Raw genomic sequence first — 16,415 nt, 5'->3', positions numbered from 1 at the left:
ATGAGCACAGAGATGATTTACCGCGTTCAGCGACCGGCGGGCACCTTTAGCCTGCGCCCGATGGAGGCCACCGATGCCGCACTGATCCATAGCTGGGTAACGCGCGACTACGCCCGTTTCTGGGGCATGCAGAACGACACCCTGGAACAGGTCGCCGCCTTTTATCACGGGCTGACCGCAAATAATCCGCACGCCGCGTTAATTGGCTGCTGTGAAGGGCAGCCGGTGTTTCTGATGGAGTGCTACCGCGCCAGCGAGGATGAAATCGGACGGTTCTATCCGGCCGCGCCCGATGATTACGGGATGCATATTCTGATTGCGCCCGCCAGCACACCCATTCCGCAGTTCAGCTGGCAGGTCTTTACCGTTGCCATGGGATACCTGTTCAGTCTGCCGCAGGTCGGACGCGTGGTGGTGGAGCCTGACGTACGCAATGAGAAAATTCACCGGCTGAATAAACGGGCCGGCTTTCGCTATCAGCACACGCTCGATCTCGGGCATAAAACCGCCTGGCTGGCGTTTTGCCAGCGGGAAGATTATCAACAGGCTCTGGAGCAGGATATTTTGACCATGAACACACCCTCTGCGCTGCTGACAGGATCCCACCTTACGGGTGATAACTGGGCACAGGCAAACCGGATGCTGATCCGCAAAGCGATAAGCGAGTTTGCCCACGAAAAGCTGGTTACGCCCGTTGAAAACGGTGCAGGCTGCTATACGCTGGCCGTACCGGGCGGCGAAGCAGATTATCAGTTCCGCGCAGAACGTCTGGCGCTGGACCACTGGAATATAGACGCCGCATCACTGCTGAAGCAGGAGAATGGCCGGCCGCTGACGCTGGATGCGCTGCAGTTTATCGTGGAGTTTAATCAGCAAATCGGCATTCCGCAGGCGCTGCTGGCGACCTATATGGAAGAGATCAGCAGCACGCTCAGCAGCAGCGTCTATAAGCTGCAGAAGCAGAATCCGGATGCGCAGGCTCTGGTGCACGCTGATTTCCAGACCACTGAGGCGGCAATGACCGAGGGGCACCCCTGTTTTGTCGCCAATAATGGCCGCATTGGTTTTGACGCCCGCGATTATCTCGCTTTTGCGCCAGAGGCCGCCGCACCGGTCCAGCTCATCTGGGTTGCGGTACATCAGCGCAACGCCCATTTTTCCAGTCTGAGTACGCTGAGTTACGAACAGCTGATGCGTGATGAGCTGGGCACGGAGACTCTGGCGCGGTTTACAGAGCAGCTCAGCGCGCGCGGGCTGAATGCGGATGAGTATATCCTGATGCCGGTGCATCCGTGGCAGTGGCAAAACAAACTGCTGACGGTATTCGCGGCCGATATTGCTCAGCAGGATATCGTCTGGCTCGGCGAGGGCGACGATCGCTATCAGGCGCAGCAATCGATCCGCACCTTCTTTAACCGCAGCCAGCCCGCAAAGCGCTACGTTAAAACCGCGCTGTCGGTGCTTAACATGGGCTTTATGCGCGGCCTCTCACCCTATTATATGGCGACCACGCCCGCGATTAACGAGTGGCTGGAACAGCTGGTCAGCAGGGATGCGTGGCTGCAGCGCTGTGATTTCCGTATTTTGCGGGAGGTCGCGGCGGTGGGCTATCACAACCGTTACTACGAGCAGGCCATCAGCGGCGATTCCGCCTATAAAAAGATGTTTGCTGCGCTGTGGCGGGATAATCCGGTCGCCCGCCTGCAGCCGGGTCAGCGCCTGATGACGATGGCCGCATTCCTGCATGTTGATCACCACCAGCAGGCGCTGCTGCCAGCGCTGATTGCTGACTCAGGCCTGCCGGCAAAAGAGTGGGTGGCGCGCTATCTGAACTGCTATCTCAGCCCGCTGCTGCACTGCTTCTATCAGCACGATTTAGTGTTTATGCCCCACGGCGAAAACCTGATTGTGCTGCTGGAGAACAATGTGCCGGTCAGCGCCTATATGAAAGATATCGGCGAAGAGATTGCCGTCATGGATCCGGACGCGCAGCTGCCGGAAAAAGTGAGCCGGCTGGCAGTGGATGTGCCGGACGATCTCAAGTTACTGTCGATTTTTACCGACGTATTCGACTGCATTTTCCGGTTTATCAGCGCCATCCTGCACGACGCCGGTACGCTGTCGCAGGATCACTTCTGGCAGGCGGTCGCGCAGTGCGTGAAAGAGTATCAGCAAGCGCATCCGCAGCTGGCCGCTAAATTTGCACGCTTTGATATGTTTACCCCGGCGTTTACCCGCTCCTGCCTTAACCGGCTGCAGCTGGCGAATAACCAGCAGATGATTAACCTCACTGACCCGGCGGAAAATCTCAAATTTGCCGGTACGCTGGATAACCCGATTGCCCGCTGGCGCTGATAAGGCGTCCGCTGGCTGACATCTGTGACGCGGTTGCTCCGGCAACCGCGTTTTTTATCATTCTGCAACGGGTAAGGATCGGTAATGGCCCTGTATGAACCGGTGTCGCAGCTCACGCGCCGCCGCATAATTTTTCCGCTCTCGCTGGTACTGTTTGAATTCGCCACCTATATCGCGCATGACATGATCCAGCCCGGCATGCTGCTGGTCACTGAGGAGTTTGGTGCCGGACCTGAGTGGGTTTCCGCTTCGCTGACCGCCTATCTGATCGGCGGTATGATGCTGCAGTGGCTGCTGGGGCCGCTTTCCGATCGCATCGGGCGGCGTCCGGTACTGCTCAGCGGCGTGGCTTTTTTTATGCTGACCTGCATTGCCACCCACTGGGTGCAGAGCATTGAGCAGTTCGTACTGCTGCGTTTTCTGCAGGGGGTTAGCCTGTGCTTTATCGGCTCTGTAGGCTACGCCGCTATTCAGGAGGCATTCAGTGAAGCGCTGAGCGTAAAGATCATGGCGCTGATGGCAAACGTCGCGCTGCTGGCTCCGCTGGCCGGGCCGCTGGCCGGGGCCGCTTTTCTGACCATCAGCGACTGGCGCACCCTGTTCTGGCTCTTCGGCGGCGTGACAGCGCTTGCCCTGCTGGGCCTGTGGTGCACTATGCCTGAAACCGCAGGGGATCGTACGCGCCCGATCTCACCCGCCGCGCTGGGCAGGGGTTACTATCAGCTGCTGCGCGAGCGCCAGGTAATGCGCGGCTCGCTGGCCATCGGCCTGGTGACCATTCCCTGCCTCGCCTGGGTAGCGCTTTCGCCGGTTATTCTGATGCATGATGCCGGCCTGAGCCGTATGGAATATGCGCTGCTGCAGCTGCCGGTGTTTCTGGCGATGATCGCCGGTAACCTGACGCTGGGGCGCCTCAGCAGCCGGCTGCCGATCCAGCGACCGCTGCAGCTGGGAGCCTGGCCGGTGGTAGCCGGTCTTGCGCTGGCGGCGGTCGCGACCCTGGCCGATCGGCACAGCTATCTGTGGCTGACCGCCGGCCTCAGCCTTTACGGTTTTGGCACCGGACTGGTGAATGCCGGACTCTATCGTATGACGCTCTTTTCCAGTCAGGCGGGCAAGGGCAGCGTGGCAGCGATGGTCGGTATGGTCACAATTCTCATTTTCGCACTCGGCATCGAAGCGGCAAAATACGCCTATTTTAGCTTTAACAGTACCGGCTTCAGCCTGATAAATCTGGCCTGCGGATTGCTCTGGCTGGGGCTCACCCGCGCATTTCTGCGTGAAAACCGGCAGCAGCAGCCCGCGCTGCAGCAGGCCTGACGTTTTTATCTGAAGCGAGCCGCGGCTCGCTTTTCAGCCACCCCTCGCTTTTAAACTGGTTTCCGGCAGAAAATTTAACTGCCGACACATCTTGAAATGCCACCCTCAAAAAGATAATAATTCTCATTAATATTAGCATTACCATTGCCTCTGGCATCCATCGGCTCTCCGGCTGCACCGGAGAGAACTGCGTGTTTTTAAGGGAATTAACCATGCGAGTGCCTTTTACTCTGAAGCGTTCTGTTCTGTTCTGCTCCGTCGCGTTATCTGCATCACCGCTGCTGTATGCAGCTGAAACCCTGGTTGTCACCGCGCAGCCGGCTGAAACGGCTACGACTCCCACCACCGGCTATACGGCGAAAACCAGCCAGGGCGCGACCAAAACCGATCGCCCGCTGATCACTACCGGTCAGGCCGTTTCAGTGGTGACGCGTCAGCAGATGGAAGATCAGGGCGCGATGAGCGTGAATCAGGCGCTGAATTATACCGCAGGCGCCTTCACAAACTTCGCCGGTGCGGCGTCGCGTTACGATACGGTATCACTGCGCGGTTTCCACGGTGGCGATGTCGACAATGTTTTCCTGGATGGCCTGCGACTGATGAGCGATCCCGGCAGCTATAACGTGCTGCAGGTTGATCCCTGGTTCCTTGAGCGTATTGATGTGATTAAAGGTCCTTCATCTGCGCTTTATGGTCAGACGGTGCCGGGCGGGCTGGTGATGGAGACGTCAAAGCGTCCGCAGTTCCGGCAGGAAGGGCATTTCCGTCTTTCGGCGGGTAACAACAACACCAGCTCAGCTGCCTTTGACTACACCGATGCGCTGAACGATCAGCTGGCGTTCCGCCTGACCGGTATTATCCGCAACAGCGATACCCAGTACGAACACACGCGGGAAGAGAAATATGCGATTTCACCCTCGCTGCTCTGGCAGCCGTCGGAAGATACCTCGCTGCTGCTGCGCGCCTATCTGCAGAAAGATCCGTCAGGCGGCTACCACAGCGCGGTGCCGGGTGAGGGCAGCATCACCGAACACAACGGCTATAAGCTGAGCAATGGCTTCTACGACGGTCAGAGTTCACTCGACCAGTTCAAACGCCGCGAGCAGATCTACAGCGCCGAATTTGCCCACCGCTTTAATGACACCTGGGCGTTCCGCTCTAATGCCAGCTACTCTCACTCAAACGTCGATCTCGACCAGGTGTATCAAATCGGCTGGACAGGGAACAGTTCAGATCTGCTGAACCGCTACTACTCCGGCTCGCGCTCATCGCTGAAAGCGTACGCGATCGATAATCAGCTGGAAGCAGATTTCGCTACCGGCGCAGTAGACCATAAAGTGGTGCTGGGCGCGGAATATCACCAGTATAAAAATGATCTGCATGACGCAAGCGGCAACGCCAGCCAGCTGAATGCACGAACCGGGGCCTCCGTGGGTGCCAACGACGTGTATACCTTTGAGCGCTCGCAGCGCTACTACTATCAGACCGGCGTCTACCTGCAGGATGAGATGGTCTGGGATAAGTGGCATCTTGACCTCTCAGGCCGCTATGACCGCATTGTGTCGCAGACCGAAAATTACGATCGGGCAACTAAAAACCGGCGTCAGGATGACCACGTTGGCGGGCGTGCCGCGCTGCTTTATGCGTTTGACAACGGTGTTTCGCCTTATGTGAGTTATAGCCAGGCCATCACGCCGCAGTCGCTCTCGGGCCAGAACGGCAACCTGCTGAAACCCACTACCGCTGAGCAGTATGAAGCGGGCGTGAAATATCAGCCGCCGGGGACCTCCGATCTCTACACCGCAGCGGTGTACGATCTTACGCAGAAGGATGTCGGCAACCGTATTGTGCAGGGCTCTTACTTTGTGCCTGCCGGTAAAGTGCATTCACAGGGGCTGGAGCTGGAGGCGCATACCCAGCTGACGCCGCGTCTCAGCACCATCGCTAACTACACGCTCAGCCACGTGCGTTATAAAGATTCGGTGGATGGTAACGATGGTCATACGCCTTATGTCACCCCCAACTCTATGGCTTCGCTCTGGAGCAAATATCAGTTTGATTATGGTCTGAGCGTGGGTGCCGGCGTGCGCTACATCGGCAAACAGTGGGCTGATAATGAAAATACCCGTCGCCTGCCTTCTGCCACTCTGTTTGACGCGTCGGTCCGCGCCGATCTCGGTGCCTGGAACAGCCAGCTGAAAGGAGCTTATGTGCAGGTTAATGCCAATAACCTCACCGATCGGGAATATGTCGCGGCCTGCTACGGCACGGGCTACTGCTACTGGGGCGCAGAGCGCTCAATTGTCGCGACCGTGGGTTACGATTTCTGATCGGATACTATGTGGCCGGCGTACAGCCTGACGCCGGCAAACATACCGCCCGTAAGCCGGTTTATCCGCTTACGGGCTTTTTTCTGGTCAGCGCGGGTTAAAAGCTTTCCCAGCTGGCGTCCGCTGTGGCCACAGGACGGGGTTTAGCCGGCGACGACGTCAGTACGGGCTTCGGAGCAACCCGGGCGGCGTTTTCCTGTTCCGCTGAAAGACGGAAGATGGCCACGGTTTTCTCCAGTTCAATCGCCTGCGACTCCAGCGAGCTTGCTGCGGCTGAAGACTCCTCAACGAGAGCCGCATTCTGCTGGGTGGTGGTATCCATCTCCGACATCGCCTGCGCAATCTGCGAAATGCCCCGGTTCTGCTCATCGGAGGCGGCGGCAATCTCACCCATAATATCGCGCACCTGCGTCACCGACTGCACGATATCATTCATTGTCGTACCGGCACGATCCACCAGCGCCGAGCCGTCGCTGACGCGATCCAGTGATTCACGGATCAGCGTCTCAATCTCTTTTGCCGCCACGGAGCTGCGCTGCGCCAGGTTTCTGACTTCGCCCGCTACCACGGCAAAACCGCGTCCCTGTTCACCAGCGCGCGCCGCTTCTACCGCTGCGTTCAGTGCCAGGATATTGGTCTGGAACGAGATACTGTTGATGACATTGATGATTTCACCAATTTTACCGGAGCTCTGGCTGATACCGCTCATGGTAGCGATCACGTCGCGAACAATCTCGCCGCCGCGGCCAGCATTGCCGGAGGCGTCGGCCGCCAGCTGGCTGGCGTGATGCGCATTCTCAGCGTTCTGTTTCACCGTTGAGGTCAGCTGTTCCATACTCGCGGCGGTCTGTACCACGGCAGCACTCTGCTGCTCGGTGCGGGAAGAGAGATCGGTATTGCCGGCGGCAATCTCTGCGGAGGCGCGCGCCACGCTGCTGACGCCGCTGCGCACGTTAGCGATAATGGTCTGCAGACTGTGGTTCATGCTGTCAACCGCCTGCATCAGCTCGCCCAGCTCATCGCCACGGGTGGTTTTCAGCGATGTGGTCAGATCGCCTGCGGCAATACGCTGGGCCGCGCTGAGCGTTTCACGCAGCGGGTGCGTAATGCTGCGCGTAATGCGCCAGGCAATCAGCAGGCTCAGCACCACGCAGATCGCAGCAGCGATAGCGATGCGCCACTCAGCACCTTTGATAAACGAGGCAGAGAGCTGCGACTGATAGCTGAACATATCTGCCACGCCTGCATTCAGCCGCTCCGCCGAGCCTGTCAGGATGGCGGATTCACTTTTCTCGCTGTTAAAGGCGTTCAGGTAAGGCGTCAGGGCGGGGCGCTGCTGATTGATCGCGGCAAGTACGGCCTGCGTCGCGGTAGTGATATCCCCCTGATTAAAACTGTCGAGCAGTTCGGTCAGGGTGGTGATGGTGATGAATTTATCCTCGATGGCGTCTCTGCTGGTTTCGCCAGGATTTTTCAGGAAGTTCTCTTCGATATTAGCGGTGTCGTAGAGGGTCGCCGTAAGCTGCATAACCGGCGGCGCGGTCTCTGGCGTCAGGCCGCGATTCAGCGACTCCAGCTGATGTGCCAGCTTAATCAACGCACCAGGCGTGATTGCACTGTAGTTTCCTGCGGTTTCTTTTGCGGCAGCAATAAATTTTTCGCGCTGATCCTGATAGCTGTGCATCAGTTCACCCAGCTGGTTCACTTTCTGCAGCCCCTCTGGGTTCCAGCTAAAACGCTCCAGACGCTGATAGAGCGAAGTGAACTCTTTCAGCGCCTCAACGTTCCGCACGGCAAACTGCTCATCTTTCGTGTACTGATACAGAGTGCGATTCAGCCGCGCTTTACTGAGCGTATTCACCATCTCAACCGTCACGGTGCGCCGGGCTGAGTTATCTTTAATGCTGCGAAAACAATCAAATGCGATAACAGTGATTGCCAGTGAGGCGGCTATCACAATAATAAAACCGGCTCCCAGTTTCTTTCCGATTTTAATATTCGAGAGGGAGTGAGCAAGGCCCATAAAATTCACCTTTAGTGAGATAATGAAATGCAGTCAGAGGGAGGCGGAACGCATGCTCTGCCGTCAATTTACTATCGTCACGGCTCACAGAAGCTTGATATCTATTTTTAACGTTCGTCTTTTTATAAATAAATAAAAGATGATCCAGAACAATATGGCGTCGGGGAAAACAGGATCGCGCTAAATAAGCGGATCCCCGTCACCGGATGCGGCAGCGCCCGGTATCAGGCGGCGCTGCCTGAAAAGCGCCGGGTCAGAACGGTCCCCAGTTGATGGCGACCCCTGTCAACAGCATCACCACACAGATCACAAACCAGATTGCGATGACCGGGGCAACAAAGCGCAGCCACTGACCGAATGAAACGCCTGCCGTGGCCAGCACCGCCATCAGCACGCCGGAAGTCGGGCTCATACAGTTGACGATCCCTTCACCCAGCAGCACTGACTGCACCATCACCTGGCGCGTCAGGCCAAGGTTATCGCCCAGCGGTGAGAAAATAGGGATCAGAAGCGCCGATTCTCCGGAGCCGGATGAGATACCAAAGTGGATCAGCGCGGCGCTGATAAACATGCCGATCGTTGCCAGCCAGGCGGGTACCGGCTCCAGCAGATCGGAAAGAAACCCCACGATCGGGTCGAGTACATTGCCCTGCTGCAGCACCAGTGAAATGGCAGCTGCCATCCCCACGATAAACGCCCCTTTAACCAGCGTGGCGCAGCCTGCCAGAAAGGTGTTGGCAATGTCCGAGCCTGAGAGACGGCCCATCAGTCCGACCACAATGGTCAGCAGGATAAACATCGCTGACATCTCTCGGGTGCCCCAGTGATAGCGCACCGTACCGGCAATAAAGAGCAGCAGCGCCAGCGCCGTGGTCGCCAGAATCAGCTTATGTCGTCCGGTTACCGGAGCAGTACTCTCCGCAGCGGCAGACATAGCGGGCCGGCACTCACCGTTTTTGCGCGCCCGGCGCACCGCGTGGATCAGGTAAAGCGCGGCGCTGACCACAAACAGCAGGCAGGTCAGGGCGCGCAGCAGCATGCCGGAGAACAGCGGCAGCTGCGCCAGATGCTGCGTCAGCCCGGTGGTGGCCGGATTCAGGATCGCGACGTTATATCCGGCGGCGCAGGTCAGATAGACCAGCGAGGCCCCAAGCATAGGAGAGAGTCCGAGTGAGCGCCCCACCAGCAGCCCGATCGGCACAAAGGCGACCACCGCATTGACGACCACGCCGGTGGTGCCCAGCAGCGAGAAAATCACGGCGAAAATAATGATGATACGCGTGTCACTCAGCGTGCTGCTGCGCGACAGTGCCTGCAGAGCCGTCGCTATCGCCCCGGTTTTCTCAATTACCGCCAGTACGCCTCCGGTAAACAGGATCAGAAAGATAATGGGGGCCTGTTTAACCATGCCCGCAGCGATCGCCATAAAGATCTCCAGCGGCAGCACACCGCTCTGCGGCACCGCATGCAGACTCTCTTTGACGGCAAACTTAATGCCGTCGCGCGTCTCATAATCGTAGACGCCCGCCGGGATAATCCAGGTCGCCACCGCGGCCAGTACCAGAATAATAAACAGCAGCAGGTAGGGGCTGAGGCCCTCCCGCTGGCGGGCAGCCCTGTCCGGTTTTTCCAGCGATATCTGTGTCATGGGGTCTCTCCGCTCAGCAGGCCAGCCAGCAGCGCCGTACGCTGCACCACCTCCGCAACAATAATATGCTCATGCCGCGCGTGAATACCGGCACCGGTGGCACCCAGCCCATCCAGCGTGGGCAGCCCGAGTGCGGCGGTAAAGTTGCCGTCGCTGCCGCCGCCCACGGAGGCGCCTTCCAGCGTCAGGCCGAGCTGACGACCGATGTGCGCCGCGCGGGTAAACAGTGCGCGTGATGCCGCGCTCTGGCGCATGGGCGGGCGCCCCTGTTCACCGCTGATATGCAGGGTCACGCGCGGGTCATGCGGCTGGAGCTGCATAATCGCCGCGTGCAGGCGGACCGCCTCCTCTTCAGAAGTGACGCGCGTATCCACTTCCAGACGCGCGCGATCTGCCACCACGTTCGCCCGGCTGCCGCCGCTGGCGACGCCGACGTTAACCGTAGTGCCGCGTTCGGGCGCGTTGAGCGCGTGCAGCGCCAGAATCTGCTGCGCCATCTCCTGCACCGCGCTGGCCCCTTCTTCCGGATTGTTGCCGGCGTGCGCCGCCAGGCCGGTCAGCGTAAGGTCATAGCGGCCGGTGCCTTTACGGGCGACCTTCAGCGCGCCGCTGCCCGCTACCGCTGGCTCGACAACAAATACCTGGGCGGAGCCCTGGGCATGCGTTTTAATCCACTGCTGCGAACCGGGGCTGCCCAGCTCTTCATCACTGTTGCAGAGAAACACCACATTCTGCCAGCCGGGCAGATCAAGCTGCTGCAGCGCGCGTACTGCCCAGATCGCCTGTACCAGGCCCGCTTTCATATCGAGAATGCCGGGGCCGTAAAGGCGTCCCTCTTCTTCACGCAGCGTAAGCTCGCCTGTATCCCAGACGGTATCGAAATGGCCAATAATGGTGCTCTGCGGCGTTTGTCCGCCCAGCGAAAATTTCAGGTTATTACCGTAGTGCTGCTGCGGTGCTATTTCCGCACGCACGTTAAGACGCTGCTGAAACAGCTGCTGCAGCACTTCACCGCAAGCGTCAACGGCAGATTTGTCATCAGAGGGAGATTCAGCCGCCACCAGCGTTTTTATGTCCGCCAGGATATCTGCGGCATGCTGTTCCAGATAAAGAGTAATCGCTTTCATTTTATAGTTTTCCTGTCTGTCGGGTTTGCACAGGCAGTATGCGCAGAAAAAATGCTACAGAGAAATAAGCCCTCGCGGCTATTATTGTTGCTCTCAGGTCAACAGATAAGCGCAAAGTATGACGTTATCCAGCTATCCAGAAAAATCGATAAGTTACTTATATGAGGTCGGAATGCACGGCGGGATTCGCCGCGCTGCAGATGCACTGGGCGTCAATGCTTCCGCCATCAGCCGCCAGCTGGCGCAGCTAGAGCGTGCGCTGCAGCTGCCGCTGCTGGAACGACGCGGCAGAAACGTGGTTCTGACCGATGCGGGTAAACTGCTGGCAGAGGATTATGCGCTGACCAGTCAGCGCCGCCGTCAGCTGGAGCGGCAGCTGCAGGATATGCGCCATATGCGCGGCGGCAGCGTTACGCTGCGCGTGGGTCAGGGGATGGCAGACGAAGTGATTCGTCACGTGATTGCCGAGTTCTCTCAGGCTTACCCGGCGGTTTTCGTGAATATTCAGTCGGGAGATATGCAGACCACGCTGACGCTGCTGGCAAAAGGTGAGGTGGATATGGCGGTGAGTTTTGGCCCCTCCGGCCCGCCCGGACTCCGCTGTAACAGCTTCAGGCGCGGTCCGATCTGTGCGGTCGTGCCGCCCTCGCATTCACTGGCTGCGCTGGATAAAGTGACGCTGTCACAGCTGGCTGAGCACCGTCTTATTGGCATGGATGAGCAGTTTGGTCTCCAGCGCTATCTGAATGCCATGTTCAGGAGTGAAGGACTCATCTTTACGCCCGCCTGTAGCTGTAATCTGTTTACCAGCGCCGTTTCTCTGGCGCTGGCCGGGCAGGGCGTGGCGTTCATGACGCCGCAGACGCTGAGAAGCATTCACGAGTGCGATCGGCTGGTCGCGATACCGCTCGACCACCGCATTGCGCGCGAGAGTCAGTGTCAGCTGCTGCACAGCGCCGATCACCGCATGACGCCCGCTGCGCACTATCTCTGGCGACTGCTCAACAGCTATTTCGCGCGCTCCGCTGATGGATTACCGGCATAAAAAAAGCCGGACAGTGTCCGGCTCAGGGTTCAGGGCTGGTCGCGATTAGAGCGCCATATCCTGTTTAGCAGATTCTTCGCGCGGCTTAGCCTGCATTGGCGCGGCCTGCTGCTCGCTCATATTGATGACCGGTGGTTTGGTCAGCTGCAGCACAGACGCGGTGTTATCCCATACCTGCTGCGTCAGCGCGGTATTGCCATTCAGTTTCTGGCCAAAGCTCGGCACGATAGTACGGATTTTTTCCTGCCACTCCGGTGAAGCAAACTGCTGCGGGAACAGCGATTTCATTACGTTCAGAGTGATAGGCGCAGCGGTTGAAGCACCCGGTGACGCGCCCAGCAGGGCCGCCACGGTTTTCTGCTGATCGGTGACAATTTCTGTACCGAGTTTCAGCACGCCGCCTTTATCCGCATCTTTCTTGATAATCTGTACGCGCTGACCCGCCTGAATCAGTTTCCAGTCCTCTTTACGCGCGTTCGGATAGTACTCTTTCAGCGCGGCAAAGCGGTCGTCATCGTTCAGCATTACCTGACCAATCAGGTATTTCACCAGGTCAAAGTTATCGATACCCACGTGGGTCATCGGCATAACGTTGCTGGTGGTGGTCGCGCTCAGCAGATCGAACAGCGAACCATTTTTCAGGTATTTGGTTGAGAAGGTGGCGAACGGCCCGAACAGCACCACTTTTTTACCGTCGAGGTTACGCGCATCGATATGCGGAACCGACATCGGCGGTGCGCCTACGGAAGCCTGACCATACACTTTCTGCAGGTGACGGCTGGTGATCTCCGGGTTTTCGGTCATCAGGAATGAGCCGCCTACCGGGAAACCGCCGTAATTGTCCGCTTCCGGAATGCCGGTTTTCTGCAGCAGCTTGATAGCCGCGCCGCCGGCACCGATAAAGACATACTTCGCATCAACGCTGCGATCTTTACCGCTCTTCACATCTTTAATGGTAACGTGCCAGGAGTTATCGCCGTTACGTTTAAAATCGGTGACTTCAGACGAGGTTTCCAGCGTGAAGTTCTGATCTTTTTTCAGACTGCCGATCAGCTGACGGGTAATTTCACCGTAGTTGACGTCAGTACCGACCGGCGTCCAGGTCGCAGCAACTTTCTGTGCCGGATCGCGGCCTTCCATCACCAGCGGTGCCCACTGCTCAATCTGTTTGTGATCGGTTGAGAACTTCATGCCCTGGAACAGGGTGGTTTTCTGCAGCGCGGCGTAGCGCTTAGTCAGATACTCAACGTTCTTATCACCCCAGACGAAGCTCATGTGCGGCGTAGAGTTGATGAACGAACGCGGATCGTGCAGCACACCGCGCTCAACCTGGCTGGTCAGGAACTGGCGGGTAATCATGAACGATTCGTTGATCTCCAGCGCTTTGCTAACGTCGATTGAACCGTCTGCACGCTCTGGCGTGTAGTTCAGCTCCATGTTAGCAGAGTGACCGGTACCGGCATTGTTCCAGCCATTGGACGACTCCATCGCCACGCCGTCGAGACGCTCAACCATCAGCTGCTTCCAGCCCGGTTGCAGCTCCTGCAGCCAGGTGCCCAGAGAGGCACTCATGATCCCGCCGCCAATCAGCAGCACGTCGGTTTTTTCTGGTGCGTTTTCAGCGTGAACCGCTGAAGAAACAAGCAGTGCGGTCAGCGAAAGCGCGGACACAATTTTTTTGGTCTGATTCATGCCAGTCCTGTTCTTTATTCAAAGCAGATGAACGTTAAAAATTCGGTTGGCAAATTAAAATATTGTTACGGAAAGATTAACCTGTTTTTAGTTATTTAACTATTTACGCAGGTTAATTAAGTTACATAATTATATTCAGGCTAAATAAGCAGCAAATAAGGCAAAGGAAGTGAGGCTAATATTGGCAGGATAACCGCTTCTGTAACGCGGTTATTCTTTATAACCACAGGCTGGACTTAAAGCAAATAAAAGTGCGGATAATTGCGCCCGCCGGTTATTCAGCAGGCGCAGAGCGTTAGCCGTTCAGCGCAATCTCATCACCGGTATAATAAAGTGTCGCTTTCGCCGCCAGTACAGGATGCCCGTCATGCGCCGGCTCATGCGACTCCACATCACTGATATGATATCCCGCCGCTCCGGCGGCCAGCGTCTTTTGCACCACCGCATCGGTTAAATCTTCCATTGAGGTTGCCCAGCTCACGCTGGTTACGCTGGTGGGGCGCAGCGAAGCGATCTGCTCTGGTGTCAGATCGGCACGCACCAGCACCGGCTGAGTATCCTGCGGGGTAAAAATAGAGATGACATCATTGATCAACGCTTTCATAGGCCTGCTCCTGAGAGAATTGCACGGTATGGTCCGTTATGCATTTTTCTGCCCGGCTTGAAAAGCGCGGGCGACAGAATGACTAAACACTCTGCCGCGCCGTCTGGTTTAGCTTTAATTGCTAATAAGTTGTTAAGAAAAATTCTGCCACAACTTTGTCACTCTTACAGCAACCTGGTTGCATCTGCTTACAGGTTTATGCCGTGTTTTGGTGCACTTACGGGTTAAAACTCACGCTGACCACCCAGTTCGATAACGCGGTTAGGCGGAATATGAAACTGTTCATGAGCGCGCAGCGCGTTGCGCTGGCAAAAGTGAAAAATGCCGCCGCGCAGGCGCGCCAGACCACGACGCTGCTTCATCACCAGCGTGTCGTGGGAGGTAAAGAACGACGCTTCACTGACCGAGCAGCCAAAGCCCTCCAGCCCGCACAGGTGCAGGATCTCAGCCATCGACGGCGTTTCGCGCCAGCCATAGGCGGCAGTAACCTGCCAGAAGGAGGCGGAAAGCGGCGTCAGCGTAATACGCTGCTGGTTATGCACGCGCGGCGTGTCAACGGTGCGGATATGCAGCAGCACGACGCGACGGTGCAGCACGCGATTATGTTTAAGGTTGTGCAGCAGCGCCTGCGGGATCTCAAACTCTTTACGCGCCAGAAACACGGCGGTGCCCTCCACGCGGCTGGGCGGGCTTTTTTCCAGCGAGCTGACCAGCGCCAGCAGGCTGGCCTGGCTGCTGTCGAGACGCCGGATCAGCCGGTTGCGCTCGCTGCTCCAGATAAGCATCAGCGCCATCATGGTCAGCGCCAGCAGCACCGGGATCCAGCCGCCTGACAGCAGCTTCATCAGGTTTGCGATAAACAGCGGCACGTCGATGCACAGCATCATCAGCAGGAACAGCCCCGCCAGCGGCAGCGGCCAGCGCCAGTTGCGCCGCGCCACCACGCCTGCCAGCCCGGCAGTGATCACCATCGTACCGGTCACGACAATGCCGTAAGCAGAGGAGAGCGCCGACGACTCACGAAAGGCCACCACCACCAGCATCACTGCGGTAAACAGCAGCCAGTTCACAACCGGAATGTAGATCTGACCTGACTCAGTATGCGAGGTAAAAATAATGCGCATCGGCGGCAGAAAGCCCTGCCGTATCGCCTGATGCGTCAGCGTATACACGCCTGAAATCACCGCCTGCGCAGCGATAACCGTTGCCAGCGTCGAAAGCACAATCAGCGGGATCTGCCCCCACGCCGGTGCCAGCAGGTAAAATGGATTGCTAAGCGAGGCGCTGTTCGCCATCACCAGTGCGCCCTGACCAAAATAGTTGAGCACCAGCGCTGGCATAGCGATAACCAGCCAGGCCAGGCGGATAGGGGTTTTGCCCAGATGCCCCATATCGGCATACAGCGCCTCGGCACCGGTAACGGCCAGCACCACCATGCCGAGCGCCGCCAGCGACAGCGCAGAGTGGCTCAGCAGAAAGTCGAGTGCATAGTGCGGACTCAGCGCCTGAAGCACCTGCGGATTAAGCAAAATGCCGCGTACGCCAAGCAGGGCAATGGCGGCAAACCAGACAAACATCACCGGCCCGAATATACGGCTGACCTTTTCAGTGCCCTGGCGCTGAATGACAAACAGCAGCGTCAGAATAACCAGCGCCAGCGGGACCACAAACCGCTCAAGCGCGGGTGAAACCACTTCAATGCCTTCAATGGCGGAGAGCACCGAAATCGCCGGGGTGATCACCCCGTCGCCATAAAAAAACGCGCCGCCGATCAAACCGGCCAGCATCACAGCGTGTCCCGCTTTGCTGCTGACACCGCGGCGCGCCAGCGCCATCAGCGTCAGGATGCCTCCCTCTCCATCATCATCCGCGCGCATAACAAAACAGACATATTTCAGGGTAACAATCAGCGTCAGCGCCCAGAAGATGAGCGATAAAAAGCCCATGACGGCAGCCGGTGTGACGCTGCCATCAGGCAGAATCGACAGACACTCTTTCAGGGTATAAAGCGGGCTGGTGCCGATATCACCAAAGACGATACCGGCAGCAGCCAGCATGCCGGCAGGCAGCGAGGCTTTGTGCGGGTGTTTCATAGCGTTCCTGCTCAGGTTAACAGAGAGGCGCGGTCTCTTCAGCGCCGGAGTTATAGCGGCGAAGATAGCGGTTTTCGGCGCAGGCAGGGAGAGGATGGCGAATATTTACACACCATTTTTACGCCGGAAGCGCAAATTTTTACGCGTTTTTTATATCGCTGCGCGTTTAACAGCCATA

Annotated in this window: 10 protein-coding genes; 4 read left to right on the top strand and 6 right to left on the bottom strand. The window is 57.6% G+C overall.

The genetic code is table 11. From position 1 onward, the window contains the following. The 3 genes from AC2CF9_RS05930 to AC2CF9_RS05920 all read left to right on the top strand — a co-directional run bounded on the left by AC2CF9_RS05930 (position 1) and on the right by AC2CF9_RS05920 (position 6,005). On the top strand, positions 1-2,355 hold the full coding sequence (locus tag AC2CF9_RS05930; protein ID WP_150017122.1) for a GNAT family N-acetyltransferase: 2,355 nt from the start codon (positions 1-3) through the stop codon (positions 2,353-2,355). A gap of 84 nt (positions 2,356-2,439) precedes the next feature. Further along, complete coding sequence (locus tag AC2CF9_RS05925; protein WP_484556486.1) at positions 2,440-3,675, top strand: MdfA family multidrug efflux MFS transporter; 1,236 nt, start codon at positions 2,440-2,442, stop codon at positions 3,673-3,675. Positions 3,676-3,887: 212 nt separating this feature from the next. Then, positions 3,888-6,005, top strand: coding sequence for a TonB-dependent siderophore receptor (locus AC2CF9_RS05920; RefSeq protein ID WP_484556485.1), 2,118 nt, complete (start codon positions 3,888-3,890; stop codon positions 6,003-6,005). A gap of 97 nt (positions 6,006-6,102) precedes the next feature. On the opposite strand, the gene AC2CF9_RS05915 is transcribed toward AC2CF9_RS05920, so the two are convergent. From AC2CF9_RS05915 to AC2CF9_RS05905, 3 genes are all read right to left on the bottom strand, one after another. Then, positions 6,103-8,028: a methyl-accepting chemotaxis protein gene (locus AC2CF9_RS05915; protein WP_484556484.1), complete on the bottom strand. Its 1,926-nt coding sequence runs from the start codon at positions 8,026-8,028 to the stop codon at positions 6,103-6,105. 253 nt (positions 8,029-8,281) lie between these two features. After that, positions 8,282-9,676 carry a YfcC family protein gene (locus tag AC2CF9_RS05910; protein ID WP_150017126.1) on the bottom strand — a complete coding sequence of 465 codons (1,395 nt, stop codon included), beginning with the start codon at positions 9,674-9,676 and terminating at the stop codon, positions 8,282-8,284. After that, positions 9,673-10,803 (bottom strand): M20 family metallopeptidase, encoded by a 1,131-nt coding sequence (locus AC2CF9_RS05905; protein WP_484556483.1) that lies wholly within the window; start codon positions 10,801-10,803, stop codon positions 9,673-9,675. The genes AC2CF9_RS05910 and AC2CF9_RS05905 overlap by 4 nt, the downstream gene beginning before the upstream one ends. Before the next feature lie 118 nt (positions 10,804-10,921). Here AC2CF9_RS05905 and AC2CF9_RS05900 point away from each other — a divergent pair, with 118 nt between their 5' ends. Continuing rightward, positions 10,922-11,848 carry a LysR family transcriptional regulator gene (locus AC2CF9_RS05900; protein ID WP_484556482.1) on the top strand — a complete coding sequence of 309 codons (927 nt, stop codon included), beginning with the start codon at positions 10,922-10,924 and terminating at the stop codon, positions 11,846-11,848. Positions 11,849-11,893: 45 nt separating this feature from the next. Here the strand turns inward: AC2CF9_RS05900 and mqo are convergent, their stop codons facing one another. The 3 genes from mqo to kup all read right to left on the bottom strand — a co-directional run bounded on the left by mqo (position 11,894) and on the right by kup (position 16,237). Beyond that, complete coding sequence (gene mqo, locus AC2CF9_RS05895) at positions 11,894-13,540, bottom strand: malate dehydrogenase (quinone) (RefSeq protein ID WP_040113506.1); 1,647 nt, start codon at positions 13,538-13,540, stop codon at positions 11,894-11,896. Between the two features lie 295 nt (positions 13,541-13,835). Further along, positions 13,836-14,144 carry a YdgH/BhsA/McbA family protein gene (locus AC2CF9_RS05890; protein ID WP_150017129.1) on the bottom strand — a complete coding sequence of 103 codons (309 nt, stop codon included), beginning with the start codon at positions 14,142-14,144 and terminating at the stop codon, positions 13,836-13,838. A gap of 224 nt (positions 14,145-14,368) precedes the next feature. Next, positions 14,369-16,237: a low affinity potassium transporter Kup gene (gene kup, locus AC2CF9_RS05885; protein WP_484556481.1), complete on the bottom strand. Its 1,869-nt coding sequence runs from the start codon at positions 16,235-16,237 to the stop codon at positions 14,369-14,371. Between the last annotated feature and the right edge of the window lie 178 nt (positions 16,238-16,415).

The organism is Pantoea sp. SYBGC1, assembly GCF_057197005.1.
This window is presented reverse-complemented; position numbering and strand designations above follow the sequence as displayed.

Bases quoted from the DNA above. Each gene is read 5' to 3' on its own strand.
- AC2CF9_RS05930 (WP_150017122.1), top strand. From the start codon at position 1: ATGAGCACAGAGATGATTTACCGCGTTCAGCGACCGGCGGGCACCTTT.
- AC2CF9_RS05925 (WP_484556486.1), top strand. From the start codon at position 2,440: ATGGCCCTGTATGAACCGGTGTCGCAGCTCACGCGCCGCCGCATAATT.
- AC2CF9_RS05920 (WP_484556485.1), top strand. From the start codon at position 3,888: ATGCGAGTGCCTTTTACTCTGAAGCGTTCTGTTCTGTTCTGCTCCGTC.
- AC2CF9_RS05915 (WP_484556484.1), bottom strand. From the start codon at position 8,028: ATGGGCCTTGCTCACTCCCTCTCGAATATTAAAATCGGAAAGAAACTG.
- AC2CF9_RS05910 (WP_150017126.1), bottom strand. From the start codon at position 9,676: ATGACACAGATATCGCTGGAAAAACCGGACAGGGCTGCCCGCCAGCGG.
- AC2CF9_RS05905 (WP_484556483.1), bottom strand. From the start codon at position 10,803: ATGAAAGCGATTACTCTTTATCTGGAACAGCATGCCGCAGATATCCTG.
- AC2CF9_RS05900 (WP_484556482.1), top strand. From the start codon at position 10,922: ATGACGTTATCCAGCTATCCAGAAAAATCGATAAGTTACTTATATGAG.
- mqo (WP_040113506.1), bottom strand. From the start codon at position 13,540: ATGAATCAGACCAAAAAAATTGTGTCCGCGCTTTCGCTGACCGCACTG.
- AC2CF9_RS05890 (WP_150017129.1), bottom strand. From the start codon at position 14,144: ATGAAAGCGTTGATCAATGATGTCATCTCTATTTTTACCCCGCAGGAT.
- kup (WP_484556481.1), bottom strand. From the start codon at position 16,237: ATGAAACACCCGCACAAAGCCTCGCTGCCTGCCGGCATGCTGGCTGCT.